This is a genomic window from Paenibacillus sp. YN15 (assembly GCF_003285005.1).
Lineage (GTDB): Bacteria > Bacillota > Bacilli > Paenibacillales > NBRC-103111 > Paenibacillus_AR.
Map to the genome: position 1 here is coordinate 1 of NZ_QMFA01000035.1, position 16,433 is coordinate 16,433.

The following is a 16,433-nucleotide window of genomic DNA, read 5'->3' on the forward strand; positions in this document are numbered from 1 at the left end:
TAGGCACGCCGCCAGCGTTCGTCCTGAGCCAGGATCAAACTCTCCATAAAAGTGGTCCCGAAAGACCATTATGTTAGAGCTGATTGCTCAATTGTTCAAACGTTTGGCTTGTTTGTTTTGCTGCTCGTTGTTCAGTTTTCAAGGAGCTCGTTTGTTTCCTTGTCGTTCTCTTCTTCAAGAGGCGACTTTTTTAATATACCACATTGCCTTACATCTTTGCAAGCATTATTTTTCAAATCTCATGCTTGCCTTGCTTTCTTGCCCTTCCGCTATGTAGCTTGTCCTCAGCGGCGAAAACTAATTTAACACATATAGACATAATAAGTCAAGAGGCGCGTCCATTTTTAATTTGAATCCGTAGAAACCCGATAATGGATTTCCAGGGAAAACAGCTCTTCCTCCGCCGGCACAGCCACTTCCCTAATCACCGACTTGCGCGCCAGCTTATTCAACATAAGGGGAATATTCGCCGTAGGCATTCCCTTCAGGAAAGGATGGGACAGCAGCTTCTGAACGCTTATCGGCTCCTCCGCCTCCTCCAGAATCCGGATCAGAAGGGCGCAGCAGTCCCCCATTTTGGACATGACGGAAAATTCGCAGGCCAACAGAACCAGCTCCACCCGCTGCTTCAGGGTTTCCGTGCTTGCCGTTAATTCTTCGTACAGCTTGTACACTTCGGGATTGCGGCTGCGGATCTGGTGCCACATGGTGATCTCCGGAAGAATATCCTCTTCAATGAGGGCAATTCTTCCCCAATGGTGGATCGCCCGCAGCAGACTGCCGTAGGCATCCAGAATCTCGCCGGCAAAGATGAACTCCTTGCATTGCAGGGAGCGCTTCAGAAACAAGGAAAACTCATTCAGAAGCTTCTGTTGCTTCAACAGGGCCGGGTACTTCAAGAAAGAGGCGCGGATGCCCGCCAAATAGTCGTCCCGGTCTACCCAGATGTCACCTTCTATAATCAGCCGCGTAATCGCCCGGTCATTGCGCAGGGCCAGCAGGTTCTCAATATGGCCTTTGGACAGCCGGCGTTCCTGGATGCGGATTCCGTCCTGAATATAGTGATGAGTGGATGAAGCAGGGCTTTCATCCTCCAATATAACAATCAAGAGCACATCATTGCCCTCAGTCAGCACGGAAAAGCCGCTGGCATTCCATAAAGCCACAATTCCCAGCAGGCCGCGCAATTGCGCAAGACCGGCAACCAATTGCTCTTTTTGAGTAAGAATCTGGGCGTTCATTTAAAGTATCCCCCATTCATGCAATCCGTCCGTTATGCCACCGGCAGAACCGCCGACGGCAAACCGCACATTTTTACATCTCCTGTATTCTACGCGGGGATTCCCTTTTCCTTCTTAAGATCACATGTTCGTAAAAATAATTCATTATGCCGGTTGCAAAAACAAAAAAGCAGGCCGGAAATCAAGCTTCCAACCCGCTCCTGAAGAATAGGGGATAATATTAGTTTAAGGCCGTTGTTCCAGCGTGCTTTTAATCAGCGGCCAGATGCTCTCCTTCTCCTGACTGCGGCTCCAGGAGGCCACACCGGCCAAATCATAGGTTTTCACCAGCTCAATCCGCTTCTTTATGGACACTTCGTCCTCAATCCAGATTTTCACGGTGGTATTGCTGTCTTCCTTGTACTCCACGTAATTCTGACCGGATGCCGCGTCCAGAATCGGCTTCAGCTTCTTCTCCGCCAGCAGCTTGTCGATGGACTCCATGCCCACAGCCTTGGAGGTAACGGTGGTTTTGCCGTCCTTGGTTTTTTCCGTCCAGATCCGGGTATAAAAAGGAACGCCCAGCAGAAGCTTGGAGGCAGGAACATCATCCTCCTTCATAATCTGCACAATCCCCTTCTCCACCCACGGCAGAGAGGCCACAGAGCCTGCCACGGGGCTTGATCCCCAGTGTTCGTCATAGGTCATGACCATCATATAGTCCACAGTCTGGCCCAAGGCCCGCCGGTCCAGAAACAGGGAATAGGTCTCCGAGCCATCCTTTACGGTCACATCCACCGATACCACCGCTCCCTGCTCATGCAGGAAAGGGGTAAGCTCGCGGATAAACTGGACAAATGCGGCTTTATCCTTCAGGTAGACATTTTCAAAATCCACATTGATGCCCTGCAGCTTGTAAAGCTGGACGAAGGATACAATCTGCCGGATCATGTTCATCCGCTTGTCGTAGGTGGACAGGGCCTCGGTTGTCCGCTTGGGATCGAAGCCGTTGCTGAACAGCGCCCATACCTGCAGGTTCTGCCCCCGCGCCCACTGCATGAAGGAGCTGTCCGCGGTTTGCTTGATGGTTCCGTTGCCGTCGGCCAGCATGAACCATTGCGGGCTGATCACATTAAGCCCCGGCATGGGTCCGTATTTGGTGGGATCGGGGGTTTTGTTATAGACCTGCTGCCAGGTCAGGTTGATTTTGCCGCCCACGGGCTTCCAAGGAACATACGGCGCTTCAGGCAAGGCCTTCTCCGGCAGCACCTCCGGCTGCTCCAGAGTCACATCCTGCTTGCGCATGTAGCCGGTATAGCCGTTTTCCAACTGGACGAAGAACCAGTCTCCCGCATCCTTCCAGATCATCACCCGCTCGCCCTGGGGCAAATCGGCGTAAATATCCGCCTTTACCGTCGGTTCAGCGCGCAATGCCCGGGTTTCGCCGGGTTTATCCGCATTCTGCTTGGCGGAGGCCCAGGCAATGGCGTCTCCCGTCTTATGCACAATGACAGCGCCGGTATCGGACGACTGCCTTAACTCAATCGGGTACAGCTCCTTTAAAGGCTCCATGGGCACATATACGGTTTCCCCCTCCTTCTCCACAGGAAATTGGAGGGTAAAGGGCTTTTCATTGATGGTGCCGGTCAACTGGCTGGTTTTCAGCCGGATGACCTTATTGGCGGTGGTGACAATAACCGACTGACCTTCCGCTTCATAATGAATGGCGGGATCAATCAGCGTCTTAATCAGCTCGAAGGGAAGCTTCAGCCCTTCCCCGCTGCCTTTGGCGGAGAGATCGAGCTCCTCCCCTTTATAGAATACGGGATTGCCCGGCTTGTTGAAGGTATAGTCTCTATGCTGGCTGCTGGGCCAATACACATGCCAATAATAAGCGGCGGAGCCAGCCAGCGCGGCGGCAAACAACAGCAGCGCAAAGGTCCGGAACACTCCTCTGGCGGACAGTCTTCTGGCAGATCTCAAAACGTTTCGGTCACATCCTTTCGCAATATTGGCTAAACACCCCCCAAAAGTGACGGGATGCTTTGAAGCGGAATCCGGGTACTTTTGGGGGAGCCCCCGAATGAAAATGCGCAGTACGCAGCATTTTTGCTAACAAAAAAGACATGCCCCGCTTGCTGAAAAAACAGCGGCATGTCTATTATACTACACGATCCGACAAAAAGGAGTCATACAAAATCAGTGTTTGGTAGGATTAGCGCATTCCTTGCACAGACCATGGACTTCAAAACGGTGCCCGTGCACAACAAATCCCGTAGAAGCCGCGGCCATTTCCTCCACTGCGGAGAGGGGCGGATACATAAAGTCAACCATTTTGCCGCAATTCTCGCATTGGGCATGGTAGTGATGATCCATATTGGCGTCAAAACGGCTGGAATCGTCGCCATACGTAAGCTCCATTACCAGACCTGCTTCAATAAACACCTTCAGGTTATTGTATACGGTTGCGACACTCATGCTGGGAAAACGCTCTTCAAGAGCCTTGTAAATATCATCTGCAGTTGGATGAGCGGTAGAATCCAACAAAAAGGAAAGGATAGCATGCCGTTGGGGGGTCATCCGTACCCCGGTTGTCTTTAATTTGTCCAGGGCCTGTTCAAAACGGTAATTCATACTTTCACCACCTAACGAGTATTTGTCAAGAGTCATTACTATGTTAAACTCATTGTACGGGTGGCGAAAAGTGATTGTCAACGACGTTCACCAATCTGTAAAGCTATTGGACAGGCAAATTAGTCTAAACTGTTAACGTAAATTTTATTATTGGTGTCAATTTTGATTTGATGCCGGCCTGTGCCCAGAGTCCCGGAGATTTTTTTGCCTTCAATAGTTAAAGGCAAATTCGTGCTGATGGAGCCGTAAGAGGTGGAACCCTTAATTTGAGCGTCAGCGGCAACGGGAATGTGAAGTTCGATGGAACTGGTTGTGTTTTTGAGGGTGTAGTCTCCCCCTACACTGTCCGTCTGAATGGAAATAGTTCCATTGGTGGCATTGGCCTTAATGCCGGCGGCCGCATCTACAACCGTAATTTTGCCGTTCAGCGTCTCGATATCCGCATCGCCCTGAACCCGCTCCACCTTTACCGCACCATTGGTGGTGTCCACCTCCAGCTTCCCGCCCACGGCCGTCACCGTAACTACCCCGTTGGTGGTCTCCACCGAGGCGTCCCCCTCAATATCCGAAACCTCCACAGCCCCGTTGGTGGTATCCGCCGCGATGCTGCCCGCTATGCCCGTCACCGTAATCGTCCCGTTGGTGGTTTTGATGCCAAGCTTTCCGGCTACAGGCACATGCTCCGCGATGGCCTTGCCGTTTAACAGCTTCAACTGGTAATCCGCCTTCACTGCTTCCGGCACAGTCACCTGGAGATTGACCCGCGGCTTTCGTTTGTTGGGGAATCCTCCGGTGTACTCCTTGGCATTGGTTAAAATTTTAAAGGTGCTGCCGCCGCTATAGTCGATGGTAGATTCTTCGGCGATCTGCGCGGCTTCCGATTCGTCCACTTTATCCACCCATACCACGGCCTGGATGATAATATCCTTCACATTTCCGCCGCGGATTTCCACGCTTCCATTGGGATTCTCCAACTCTATCCGCTCCACTCCCGCCGGAAGCGGAATGGAGAGCTCGGGTTTGGTGAAGCTGTATCCGCTCTCCGAGGAGAAGGACATATTCAGCGTGCCGATATTGAAATTCAAATTCCCCAGCCAATCCTTGGGCAAGCGGTCCGCCTGGGTAATCCCCACCACCACCGCCGAAATCAGCACGGATAGAATCAGCCCGCCCCAATCCAGCCGGAAGGCGGCTTCTTTTTTGCGATGGATAAAATTGAACACCAAATACTCCACGCCAAGCGTGATCAAAAGCATAGGCCACCAGTCCAAAAGCAACGCCATATGGCTGGTGTCCTGGATTTGATCCAGCAGCAGAAGCAGGCCCACAGACAAGAGCAGCAGCGCCGCCGTATACCGTCCCACCTTCAGCATGATTCCATCCCCTTCCAACCCTTGCCGTTATCCCGTCCTATTAGCGGGTGCTTCCGATGCTGGCTTTCCTCCGGAAAGCCCTTAGGGCAGAGTTCTATCTTTTTTTGGATTCGTTTAAAAACAGCAGCAGGCCCACACCGATCAGCAGCACAGCGCCTACGTAAGAGCCCATAATCTTGAACAGGTCCTCCAGCCAGGCGGGTTTGGCGGAAACCAGAAACAGCACCACGCCGATACCCATAAACCCGATGCCGAACACCCCTGCATGGATTTGCTTGCCCAATGCATCCGTCCCTGCCGGAGCCGGCGGAATATGTCCTGCGCGGACTGCCCTGCGGTAGCCGTTGACCTGGTCTGTGGACTGAAGTGCGTCAAACAGGCTGTAGAAGTACGTCACCGGAATGAGGCAGCCCAGAACCACTACCAGGGGCAAATATGTATTGCCGCTGAAGCTGTTGGCTTCGGTGGCAAATACCATGGCGGCAATATTGAAGATAAACATCAGCATAATCAGCAGGCCTTTTTGCATGAGCCCCAGGTAAAAATGGCCCGTTCCCGGGACAAAGAAGGAAAACAGCCCCGCCAGGAATTTCCGCTTAAGCGGCAGGCTCAGAAAAGGGTCCATGCCCGGATACCCCGCACCCGGGTAGCCGAAGGGCTCTTGCGCTTGCTTTCCCATCGGGATGCCCTCGTCGAAATAAGTGCGGCCGCCGGTGAAGGCAGGACCGCTTTGCTCTGGAAAATCCATTGTTTTATCCTCCTCTAAATGTTTATGCGCTAATCAGTTGAAACTGCCGAACCATTGCCCAACAACCTTGACGGCGGCGCCCAATCTGCTGAACACCTGGGATTCCAGCGACGCTTGATCCAGCGCAACCACCAGCTTCAATGCGCCGCTGGCTACAAACAGATAGGTGGCGGCTGCCGCCACCATCACGTTGACGATCTCCGGACGCAGCACAAACCTTTGCTTCGGCTGAACGGGCTTGACCGGTTCAGGGCTCTGCCGCTCTGCCGCGAGCCGGGCCAGCAGCCGTGTGTTGAAATCTCCGGGCAGGGAATCCGCGGCAGCGCTGTCGAGAACCGACTCCAGCCGCTCCATGACCTGCAAACGGGTGGCACAGAAGCTGCAAGTCTGCACATGCGCGGTTAAGCTCCGCTCCTCCTCAGGAGTCAGCTTTTGCTTCCGGTACTGTTCGAGACGCCCGTCGTTGGGATGCGCTGTCCTCACGCTGATCCACCTCCAGCCATTGTTCTTTGAGAAGCTGCTTGCCTCTGTACAGGCGGGTTTCCGCGGTTTTCACCGGTATCTGCAGAAGCAGGGCGATTTCCGAAAGGGCCATTTGCCTGTAGTGGCAAAGATAAAGCACCTCCCGGTATTTCAGCGGCAAACCTGCCAGGATGCCGTTGACGGTGCGGCGTTCCTCCGACCGCATGGCTTCCGCTTCGGGCTCCTCCCGGGAATCGGTGAACCATCCCTTCAGCGTATCCAGCACCGTTGTGACGGGACGCCTCTTTTTCATGCGGAGATGGTCGCGCACGGTGTTCAGGGTTAGGCCGTAAAGCCAGGTGCTGAACCTGGCTTCCCCCCGGAAGTCCGACAAGTGACGGTACAGCTTGAGAAATACCTCCTGGGCCAAATCCTCGGCGGTTTCCCGGACCTCCACCCGGCAGCGGATGAATTGGAAGACGCCGTTTTTGTGGCGGTCCACCAGTGCCGCGAAGGCGTCCATGTTGCCCTGACGGACCTGCCCGATTAACTGTTCATCCGTCAGCTGCTCCATGTCCTCACCTTCCCGTCCTCGCCTGACTTATAAGTCCTTTTATATTAGACGCCGGCTTTCCGGCTTTCCCTTCATCTTCTAATGAAAAATATTTTTTGTGTTCGGTGGGTTTCTGGGGGACATTTTTATGCCGCGTATTCAACATAGACGCCGGAAATAAACTTCAGCTCCCGGATGCTGTCCGCCAGCAGCAGCGCCTTCATGCCCTTGGGCAGCTTGACGGACATACTAATCTGTAAGTCCACCTCATTCTCGTTGCGGTCATCCTCCTCCGTAGAAAGCCGGATAATAACAACCCCCTGCTTTTCCAACAAAGAGGAAATTTCATTGAGAACACCGTTGGTGCGGGTAGCATGGATTTTCAGCAGATATACACGTTTGGAGCTGAAAAACCGCTTTTCTACCGCATTCAGCATCCATAAGCTAAGCAGCACCATGATCGTGCTGAGTATCGCCGGAAAATAGAACCCCGCCCCGGCAGCCAAACCAATGGCGGCTACCACCCACAGGGAAGCGGCCGTCGTCAGGCCGGTAATGGAAAGCCCGTTGCGCAGGATAGTACCCGCCCCCAAGAAACCGATCCCGCTGATCACCTGGGCGGCCAGTCTTGCCGGGTCCATGTTGACTCCGGGCTGCTTGGCGAATTCGGGAAAGCCGTGGGCGGACAGAAGCATAATCAGGGCCGACCCCAGGCATACCAGAATATGAGTGCGAAATCCGGCGGCGCTGCTGTTTCGCTCCCGTTCAAATCCGATGAGCCCGCCCAGTACAAGGGCAAGCATTAACCGTCCGGCCATATAAATCGGGTCCAGATGCCATGGACTCATGGCGCTTCAGCTCCTGTTCGTAGATGTGATTGGCATTTCGTTTTAAAGTTATATTATAGCAAGCGGCCCGCGGAATAAAAAACAGATCGGGAAATTTTTAGTTGCTCCAAGGGGAAAAGTAGCCTAAACTCTAGTTTAAAGGTTTCAATGAAGCAAATTTCCATGAATGGAGTGTGGATCGTGACCAATCAGACCGACCGCCGCAAAGAAGTGCTGGTCCTTGCGGCCGAAACGGCTTTTAGGCTGCCCAGGCTGGACAGCGGCTTCTGGTTCCACCGGGATATGCGGGACAATCTGTATTATGCCATGCATCTGTATGCCGCAAGCACTGATCCGGAAGTAGAAGTATCCTTTTCCAAAAACGAGGGCGCCCGCCTGGGTGAAGAAATGCTGCTCTTGGTGCTTGGCCTGCAAGTAAACGCTCCCGAACATCCCATGTACGGGCATTGGCCGCTGAACCTGGGAAATGATCCTTCGGGCGCAGCTCCCCATACCTTGCCCGTTGAGCTGCTGGGTTCGCTGATTGCCTGGTATCACCACCGCCACGGCGGCAGAATGGGCGAAAAGCTGCAGAATGCATTTGAGGAAGCCATGCGGCATGCCTATATGGGGAATTATTACCGGAAGCCTGTAGAATATTTTAACCATCACGAGTCCAAATACGTCTCCCAGCAGGTGATTTGGGGAGAGCTGTTCCAGGATAAGGCGCTGGCGGCGGAAGGCCGGGACAATCTGCGGCTGCTCTTGGACACCATCCGCGCCAACGGCATGCGGGAATACGGCGCCATGCCCTGGTTCTGGCATTGGGTGCAAGCCTTCTCCTGCGCGCGGGCGCTTGTGAAGGATGCCGAAACGCTTCAGCTTCTGCATGATATGCTGGACTACCTGTGGAAAGTGCGCTCTCTCACCTACCTAAAGGGAGCATGGGCCGCCCCTCATTCCCGGGGTCTGGGCCATGATATTCCGGCGGACCGCAATACCCTCTTGGATTACGTGGAATACGGCGGTTTCCCCTTGCCCGATTCCATTGCCCGTCTGGAGGCTGCGGGAATCCTGGAGGTTTCGCCTCCAACCGGAGAAATCACTGCCTCCGCAGCGGACAGAACCGATGCGCGGGAGGTCCGTCGCTTGATTCCCATCCATCCGCAACAGCTGGCCGAAGGCTGCCTGCACAGCTATACGTATATGACCCCCGATTTTGCCGTAGGCGGCGTCTGGGAGCGGGCAACGGAGTTCGACAACGAGCAGCACCGCTGGGATGTAACCCTTCCCGCCAACCGGGACGGCAGCGTCAATAAGGCCTATTTCTTCCGGCCGGGGAACGGATTCTCGGAAGGCGACTACCGGCATGAGGGCGGGCTTTGCCAGGTGCTGCTGCACAGGAATGCGGCGGTTGCCCTGTTTGCTCCGCCTGAGGACCCCGAGGCTGCGGGACTTGTGATCGGTGTGCTGCCCAAGGGGGATTGGCAGTTTGGAGACAGGCAGATAACCGGTTTGGCAGGTACCGTTTATCTGGTGGTTCATCTTATGAATCCCTATACATGTGTGGAAAATGAGGAGCGGGGCTGCCTGGAGATCAGGTCCGAGGGGGGAGCCAACGGTGTGGCCGTGGAGGCGTTCACCGTTGAGACAGCTTCTGCCCTGGGATTGGGCAGCTTGAATGGTGTTGCCGCCGCGGCAAGCGGGCAAGGGCAAGCGGGGCTGTTCAGCAATGAGGGCGGCGCCATCGCCTTCGCCGGCAAAACCCTGGCCGACGGCGCAGAGCTTCGCCTGAACATCGCTGCAGACGGCTCGGCGGTTCTGCGGACCATTAACGGAAGCCCGGTGTCCTTCGAGGAATACACCGTCGCGTTATAGGTTTTTGTCCCCGTCTGCAAGCGCCGCCTGATCGCCGCCGGGCCGGGCGACCATCTCGTTCAGGGTAAGCCCGGCGATGGCGGGATGCTGCCGGATGGTCCGGAAGCCGAAGCGGCCGTACAGGGACATGGCCGGCTCATTGATGGACACGGCCAGCACGGTCACATCCAGCCCCTCGGCGGCGGCCAGCTGCAGCACGCGGCGCAGCAGCTCCGATGCGATACCCCGGCGGAGCAAGCCGGGCTGGACCATCAGGCGGCAGATGTGCAGCTTGACGGGTCCCGGCGGAGCAGCCAGCAGAGAGGGCTGCTCCCGCTTCAGCGAAACCGCTCCGGCCAGCCTATCCTCCATAAAGCAGCCATAATAGATTTCTCCCGAATCCCGGACAGACTGCGGGGATTGCAAAAGAGGCGGAACGTCGGCCAAGCCGACCCATTCCGCCTCTATTTGGTATGCAGCCATCTGAAGGGCAAGGAGCTCCAGCATCTCTTGGGTATTGTCCAAATCGATAAGCCGGACCATGCGTTTCACTCCAATCAGCTGTTGCTTAACACCTCAAGAATAAGCTTGTTGGCCAAAGCCGGATTGGCCTTGCCCTTGGAGGCCTTCATTACCTGGCCCACCAGGAAGCCGATGGCCTTCTCCTTGCCGGCCTTGAAATCCGCCACGGATTGGGGATGGGCGGCCACAACCTGCTCCACGATGGCTTTAATGGCGCCTTCGTCGCTGATTTGGACCAGTCCCTGCTCCTCTACAATCTTCTCCGGGTCCTTGCCGGTTTCCAGCATCCCCTTGAAGACCGTTTTGGCGATTTTGCCGCTGATGGTTCCCTTCTCGATCAGAGAGATCATGCTGCCGAGGCCCTTGCCGGTAACCTTGGCCTGGGCGGGGTCCAGCCCGTTGGCATTGAGATAACCCAGCAGATCGCCCATAATCCAGTTGGCGGCTGATTTGGCATCCGTGGTGTATTGGAGGCTTTCCTCAAAAAGGTCGGCCAGACTCTTGGAGGCGGTAATCACCTCGGCATCATAGCCGGACAGCCCCAGCTCCGCCGTATAACGGGCTTTCCGGGAATCGGGAAGCTCGGGAATGCTGCCGCGGACTCTCTCCTTCCACGCACCGTCAATATGCAGAGTCACCAAGTCCGGATCGGGGAAGTACCGGTAATCATGGGCCTCCTCTTTGCTGCGCATGGAGAAGGTTTTGCCTTGAGCATCGTCGTACCGGCGGGTTTCCTGAACGATCTTGCCCCCGGAACGGAGCACCTCCGCCTGGCGGATTTCCTCATACTCCAGCCCCTTCTGCACGCCGCGGAAGGAATTCATGTTTTTCAGCTCCGCCTTGGTGCCGAACTGCTCCTGGCCGTAGGGGCGCAGGCTCACATTGGCGTCACAGCGCAAGGAGCCTTCCTCCATCTTCACGTCGGACACTTCGCAGTATTGCATAATGGTACGGATTTTCTCCAGGTAGGCTCTGGCCTCTTCAGGAGAGCGCAGGTCCGGCTCGGAGACGATTTCGATCAGGGGGGTGCCGCCCCGGTTGATGTCCACAAGAGAGGCGTAGCCGCCGTCCACATGGTTCAGCTTGCAGGCGTCCTCCTCCAGGTGGACCCGGGTAATGCCGATGCGCTTTTGCACGCCGTTTACTTCAATATCGATATAGCCGTGTTCACCAATGGGCTTGTCATATTGGGAAATCTGGTAAGCCTTGGGCAGGTCGGGATAAAAATAATTTTTCCGGTCGAACTTGCTGATGTCGGCGATCTGGCAGTTCAACGCCATCGCCGCCTTCATGGCGTATTCCACCGCCTGCCGGTTCAGCACCGGCAGCACGCCGGGATGCCCCAGGCAAACGGGGCAGGTGCGGGTGTTGGGCGCAGCACCGAAGGAGGTGGCACAGCCGCAGAATATTTTGGTTGCGGTATGCAGCTCCACATGGACCTCAAGGCCAATGACGGTTTCATACCGGGTTGCGGATGTGGTGGTCATACGGTCGCCTCCTTGATGTCCGCGGCCAGGGAAGGACGCAGGGTATGATAAGCGGTATTCTGCTCGAAGGCATGGGCGGCGCGCAGCACGGTTGCTTCATCCAGCGCCTTGCCGATAATTTGCAGCCCCACCGGCAAACCGCCGCTTTGGCCGCAGGGAATGCTGATGGCGGGAATGCCTGCCAGGTTCACCGGAATGGTGAGAATATCGTTCAGGTACATGGTCAGCGGATCATTCACTTGCGCGCCGATGGGGAAGGCGGTTGTAGGCGCCGTAGGTCCCATGATCACATCATAGTTTTGAAAAACCTTCTCAAAATCCTGGCGGATCAGGGTCCGGACCTTCTGCGCCTTTAAATAGAAGGCGTCATAATAACCCGAGCTTAGGGCATAGGTGCCCAGCATAATCCGCCGCTTTACTTCGGCGCCGAAGCCTTGGCTGCGGGATTTTTTGTACAGATCCAGCAGGTTCTCGGCATTCTCGGCACGGACGCCGTACCGTACGCCGTCATAGCGGGCCAGGTTGGAGGAGGCCTCCGAGGAAGCCAGAAGATAGTAGGTGGCCACGGCATACTCGGTATGCGGCAGGGATACCTCTTCCCACACGGCGCCCAGGCTTTCATAAACCTTAAGAGCGGCCAGCACCGATTCCTTCACGGCCGGGTCTACGCCCGCCCCCAGATATTCCTTGGGCACGGCAATGCGCAGCCCCTTCACATCTCCGGTCAATGCGGAAACATAATCGGGAATCTCCACATTCAAGGAGGTGGAGTCCTGCCCATCATGCCCGGCAATCGCCTGAAGCACATAAGCGGCGTCCTCCACATTTTTGGTCAAAGGACCGATTTGATCCAGAGAGGAAGCAAAGGCCACCAGACCATAACGGGATACCAGACCGTAGGTAGGCTTCATTCCCACAATGCCGCAATAGGAAGCGGGCTGCCGGATAGAGCCGCCGGTGTCCGAACCCAGGGAAAAATATACCTCGCCCGCCGCCACCGCCGCTGCTGAACCGCCGCTGGAGCCGCCCGGCACATAAGCTGTATTCCAGGGGTTGTAGGTGGGGTGGAACCCGGAGTTTTCGTTGGAGCCGCCCATGGCGAATTCGTCCATGTTGGTTTTGCCGATCAGCACAGCCTGGGCGCTCTTCAGCTTGGACACGGCAGTCGCATCATAGATGGACTGATAGTTGGCCAGAAATTTGCTGGCGCAGGTGGTCAATGTACCCACCGCTGTCATATTATCCTTAATGCCTGCGGGCAGGCCAAACAGCAAGCCCCGCTCTCCGCCATCCTTCAGCTGCTTGTCCAGGGCGGCCGCCTGGGCTTTGGCATCCTCCTCATAAAGATGAAGGAATGCGGACACCTGCGGCTCCACCTCGGCAATCCGCCGGTAAGAAGCGTCTACCAGATCGGCCACGGACAGCTCGCCGCCCGTCAGCTTGTCGTGCACATCCTGCAATCGCAAATCAAACAATGACACGTGTAACCCTCCTAGAGTTTTCGCGTGAGCGAAAACTGGCATCGTAAGCATTAACCAGAGCTTTCCGTAAGGAAAGCTTGCGTCGTAAGCATTCACCAGAGCTTTCCGTAAAGAAAGCCTGCATCGTAAGCTAATTATTCCAGAACCGCCGGCACCTTGAACTGGCCGTCCTCTTCCTCCGGCGCATTCAGCATGGCCACCTCTACAGGAATGGACGGCTTCACCGTATCCTCCCGCATCACATTAAACAGAGGCACCGCATGGCTGGTGGGCTCCACACCCTCCGTATCCAGGGCATTGAGCTGCTCTGCATATCGAAGGATGGCGTTTAATTGGCCGGCATACATGTCCTTCTCCTCCTCAGTCAGCTCCAATCTGGCCAAAGCGGCGACATGCTCCACATCTTTAACAGTTATGCTCATCACTGCACCCCATTTTTCTCCAAAATACTTCATTCCATTATAGCCTACCGGAAAATTGAACTCAATTGCCGATTTCCAAAACTTCCGCCCGTGCCTCTCCAAAAGAAGCCAAAAAGCCGCCCCTGATCCGGGAACGGCCTAGCCGAACAAACATCGCTTAAATCCAGGCCTTCAACCCCACCTGGCGGATAAAATCCTCTCTGCTGACAACATCCTTGTTGCCATCCTGGGACGGGTTTTCCTCCGATTCGCCATTCATCAGCCTGTGGAATAAAGCTTCATTGCGAGTAGCCAATGCAAAATCGATCAGCGCCTCCCGCAGATTCCATTCCGCCTCCTGGGAAAGCAGCAGTTCCTCGGTCTCTATATCACTGCCCGTTACAAAAAAATGCTTGTTGACTTTGGGCACGCGAACCACATATTCGAATACATTATCCGCATTCCGATCATACGCAATGATATATCCGTGCTCTCCAATAGGCAGGTTTTGCTCAAAGCTGTCGGCGACAATAAACACCTTTTGTCCCAATTGCAGCATACCGACTCCTCCTTTGCATGGCCCGGACAAACCGCGCGCAGTTTAATAGCCTATGAATTTGATTCTTATGTTACTAGAAAAATCCGGTTGTGTCCAATTGAGATATTCACGCGGCAAAAAAGCGCCTCCCGGTTGGGACAGCGCTTTAAGCGGAAGCAAAAACTCAGGTGCGGCGCCCTGTTCTGCGCACGGTCAAAAAATAAACGATCAAGGGGAGAGGCGCGTGAATAAGCCCCCAAAGGCCCCATAACCAAGGGAAGCGGCCTCTTTTTCTCGCATCAATAAATAGAAACAAGCTTTGGGCAATTACTATAAGCAATGCAAGAATCACCATCCATACCTGTGTCCCTGTCATCCTCTGCTCACCCTTTCCCGTTCTTTAAGAACCAAGAACAATGGCAATAAAAAGCCTGCCCCGTAAAAAGCCATGAACAGCGAGGGCACGCTGAACAGCATCAATCCCATGACGCCAAGGAGTGAGCAGGCGACTGCCAGAAAAAGCAGCAGGTCCCTGACGAACCGCTTCCGCATGGTGCTGTGCTGTTGCTCCAACTGCGCAGCGAAGACCGCGGGGTCCGGCTCTGCACTCGGAACCACCCGGTCCAGCGCATCCAGACTGGAACGCAGCAGCTCTACCAGCTTTTGATCCTCCGGAGAAACATGCTCCCTAGCAGCAGCAATATCCGATAATGCCTCCCCTTTTTGCGCAACACCGTTCTTTTGCTCGTCCTTCTTCATGCCTCCAACTCCTTCCTCAAGGCTTTTAATCCGTTATGGACCCGTGATTTCACCGTACCTGCGGGAATGCCCAGAATTTCTCCGATTTCCTCATAGGCATATCCGTAATAATGCTTGAGAATAACAGACACGCGGCGCTCTTCATCCAATGCGGCAAGCGCCTCCCATATTTCCATGCACGTTTCTCCCCCCTGATGTCCCTGCCATTTCAGCTTACGCATGGATTGCTCCTGTTCAAGCAGCAGGCGCTCCCTTTTTTGTTTGCGGGTATAATCAATGAACAACCGGGAAGCAATGGTCATCATCCAGGTGGAAAAACGGGATTTATCGTGGTACAGCCGGATTTTTTCCATGCAGCGGAGCATGGTTTCCTGGGCCAGGTCCTCCGCCAGATAAGGCTGCAGGGTAATTTTCACCAGATATTTGACCAGGAAGGTGTAGTGGGTCTGCAGCAGGAGCTGAAGCGCTTGTTTGTCTCCGCCTTGCGCCTGCTCAATGAGCCTGCTTTCCTCGCTGTCCTGCAAAACATCACCCGCTTTCTTTGGCTCCTGCAAATTCAACTATAATACGACTGCCAACCGCCGATCGTTCATTTCCCGCGCAAATAATATGAGGTCACATTCAACCGCCACCGCGCGGTCCCCTCCTATGCTTGCTGGGGAAAAGCGCCAACGGAACTCAGCGACTCTTAAAGCAGCTTTTTGAGCCTATTCGCATTTTAACGGAACGGAGAAGCCCTTATACCTCGCCGTAGCCGCTGTAACCGCATTTCTCCTTCATTTTCGCCGCACAAGAGCCTATTAGTTCCGTTAAAAATCCAAATTCCCGTTTTGGCCGCCATAAGAGTCGCTGAGTTCCGCAACAGAAGGCTCCCCTGCCAAAACACACGCTGCTGCTCATCCACCATTCCCGCTTATACTCCCACAACAGAAAGCTGTGCTCATCCACCATTCCCGCTTATACTCCCACAACAGAAAGCTGTGCTCATCCACCGTTCTCCGCTTATACCCTCGCAACAGAAAACTGTATCCAACCACCTTCTCCGCTTATCCCTCCGCAACAGAAAAGCAGCCCGTCCCCGGCATAACCGGTGGCGGGCCGCCTTTATTCCATTCCGTGGCTCTGGTGCACAATATCCTCCAGCTTGTCCAGCCGGAGAATGGTCCTGTCCAAATCCTGCTCAATCCCCGAAAGCCTCCGTTTGCTTTGAATCTTGTCCATTTCGGAGACCTCCAGCCGTTGATCCAAATGCAGGAAGCTATTCCTTACATCCTGTTGGAATGTCCGGGTGTCATCTTGAAAACTTCTCATTTCCGACTTAAATTCCGCCATCTCCGTCTTAATTTCCGACTTGAACTCCGTCATCTCTGCTTTGAACTCTGTCATCTCCACTTTGAATTCCGTCATCTCCGCCTTGAACTCCGTCAATTCGGATTGGATATCTCCCAAGCGCTTATATACATTGCGGAATTCCCCATCAATCCGGTCAAAGCGGCCCTGCATTTCCGCATTAGCAATTTCCTGATTCTTAATAACGGCACTTAGCAGTTGACGTATTTCATCTCCCATCC

Annotated in this window: 17 protein-coding genes; 1 reads left to right on the forward strand and 16 read right to left on the reverse strand. The window is 54.6% G+C overall.

Features of this window, described 5'->3' with window-relative positions; translation table 11 throughout:
* Window positions 1-344: 344 nt before the first annotated feature.
* The 8 genes from DQG13_RS22600 to DQG13_RS22635 all read right to left on the reverse strand — a co-directional run bounded on the left by DQG13_RS22600 (window position 345) and on the right by DQG13_RS22635 (window position 7,838).
* Window positions 345-1,241 carry a nucleotidyltransferase-like protein gene (locus DQG13_RS22600; protein WP_113022441.1) on the reverse strand — a complete coding sequence of 299 codons (897 nt, stop codon included), beginning with the start codon at window positions 1,239-1,241 and terminating at the stop codon, window positions 345-347.
* Window positions 1,242-1,466: 225 nt separating this feature from the next.
* Entirely contained in the window at window positions 1,467-3,203 is a 1,737-nt protein-coding gene (locus DQG13_RS22605; RefSeq protein WP_258525815.1) for a glycosyl hydrolase family 18 protein, read from the reverse strand.
* A gap of 216 nt (window positions 3,204-3,419) precedes the next feature.
* A complete protein-coding gene (locus DQG13_RS22610) occupies window positions 3,420-3,854 on the reverse strand; it encodes a Fur family transcriptional regulator (RefSeq protein WP_113022442.1) in 435 nt (144 codons plus the stop codon).
* 119 nt (window positions 3,855-3,973) lie between these two features.
* Window positions 3,974-5,227 carry a DUF4097 family beta strand repeat-containing protein gene (locus DQG13_RS22615; protein WP_113022443.1) on the reverse strand — a complete coding sequence of 418 codons (1,254 nt, stop codon included), beginning with the start codon at window positions 5,225-5,227 and terminating at the stop codon, window positions 3,974-3,976.
* Between the two features lie 94 nt (window positions 5,228-5,321).
* Entirely contained in the window at window positions 5,322-5,975 is a 654-nt protein-coding gene (locus DQG13_RS22620; RefSeq protein WP_113022444.1) for a hypothetical protein, read from the reverse strand.
* 33 nt (window positions 5,976-6,008) lie between these two features.
* A complete protein-coding gene (locus DQG13_RS22625; RefSeq protein WP_146767185.1) occupies window positions 6,009-6,458 on the reverse strand; it encodes an anti-sigma factor family protein in 450 nt (149 codons plus the stop codon).
* Window positions 6,394-7,011: an RNA polymerase sigma factor gene (locus DQG13_RS22630; RefSeq protein WP_113022446.1), complete on the reverse strand. Its 618-nt coding sequence runs from the start codon at window positions 7,009-7,011 to the stop codon at window positions 6,394-6,396. The genes DQG13_RS22625 and DQG13_RS22630 overlap by 65 nt, the downstream gene beginning before the upstream one ends.
* 125 nt (window positions 7,012-7,136) lie before the next feature.
* Window positions 7,137-7,838: an MgtC/SapB family protein gene (locus DQG13_RS22635; RefSeq protein WP_113022447.1), complete on the reverse strand. Its 702-nt coding sequence runs from the start codon at window positions 7,836-7,838 to the stop codon at window positions 7,137-7,139.
* Between the two features lie 180 nt (window positions 7,839-8,018).
* On the opposite strand from DQG13_RS22635, the gene DQG13_RS22640 reads away from it, so the two are divergent.
* Window positions 8,019-9,695: a hypothetical protein gene (locus DQG13_RS22640; protein ID WP_146767186.1), complete on the forward strand. Its 1,677-nt coding sequence runs from the start codon at window positions 8,019-8,021 to the stop codon at window positions 9,693-9,695.
* Here DQG13_RS22640 and DQG13_RS22645 read toward each other — a convergent pair.
* The 8 genes from DQG13_RS22645 to DQG13_RS22690 all read right to left on the reverse strand — a co-directional run bounded on the left by DQG13_RS22645 (window position 9,690) and on the right by DQG13_RS22690 (window position 16,431).
* Window positions 9,690-10,217, reverse strand: a complete 528-nt coding sequence (locus DQG13_RS22645; RefSeq protein WP_113022449.1) for a GNAT family N-acetyltransferase — start codon at window positions 10,215-10,217, stop codon at window positions 9,690-9,692. The genes DQG13_RS22640 and DQG13_RS22645 overlap by 6 nt on opposite strands.
* A 14-nt stretch (window positions 10,218-10,231) precedes the next feature.
* Entirely contained in the window at window positions 10,232-11,683 is a 1,452-nt protein-coding gene (gatB, locus tag DQG13_RS22650) for an Asp-tRNA(Asn)/Glu-tRNA(Gln) amidotransferase subunit GatB (protein ID WP_113022450.1), read from the reverse strand.
* Window positions 11,680-13,164, reverse strand: a complete 1,485-nt coding sequence (gatA, locus tag DQG13_RS22655; protein ID WP_113022451.1) for an Asp-tRNA(Asn)/Glu-tRNA(Gln) amidotransferase subunit GatA — start codon at window positions 13,162-13,164, stop codon at window positions 11,680-11,682. The genes gatB and gatA overlap by 4 nt, the downstream gene beginning before the upstream one ends.
* Before the next feature lie 134 nt (window positions 13,165-13,298).
* Window positions 13,299-13,586 carry an Asp-tRNA(Asn)/Glu-tRNA(Gln) amidotransferase subunit GatC gene (gene gatC / locus DQG13_RS22660; protein WP_113022504.1) on the reverse strand — a complete coding sequence of 96 codons (288 nt, stop codon included), beginning with the start codon at window positions 13,584-13,586 and terminating at the stop codon, window positions 13,299-13,301.
* 157 nt (window positions 13,587-13,743) lie between these two features.
* On the reverse strand, window positions 13,744-14,124 hold the full coding sequence (locus DQG13_RS22665; RefSeq protein ID WP_113022452.1) for an ATPase: 381 nt from the start codon (window positions 14,122-14,124) through the stop codon (window positions 13,744-13,746).
* 351 nt (window positions 14,125-14,475) lie between these two features.
* On the reverse strand, window positions 14,476-14,862 hold the full coding sequence (locus DQG13_RS22675; protein ID WP_113022454.1) for a YxlC family protein: 387 nt from the start codon (window positions 14,860-14,862) through the stop codon (window positions 14,476-14,478).
* Entirely contained in the window at window positions 14,859-15,386 is a 528-nt protein-coding gene (sigY, locus tag DQG13_RS22680; RefSeq protein WP_113022505.1) for an RNA polymerase sigma factor SigY, read from the reverse strand. Before sigY ends, DQG13_RS22675 begins: the two co-directional genes overlap by 4 nt.
* A 580-nt stretch (window positions 15,387-15,966) precedes the next feature.
* Complete coding sequence (locus DQG13_RS22690; protein ID WP_113022456.1) at window positions 15,967-16,431, reverse strand: hypothetical protein; 465 nt, start codon at window positions 16,429-16,431, stop codon at window positions 15,967-15,969.
* Window positions 16,432-16,433 lie beyond the last annotated feature (2 nt).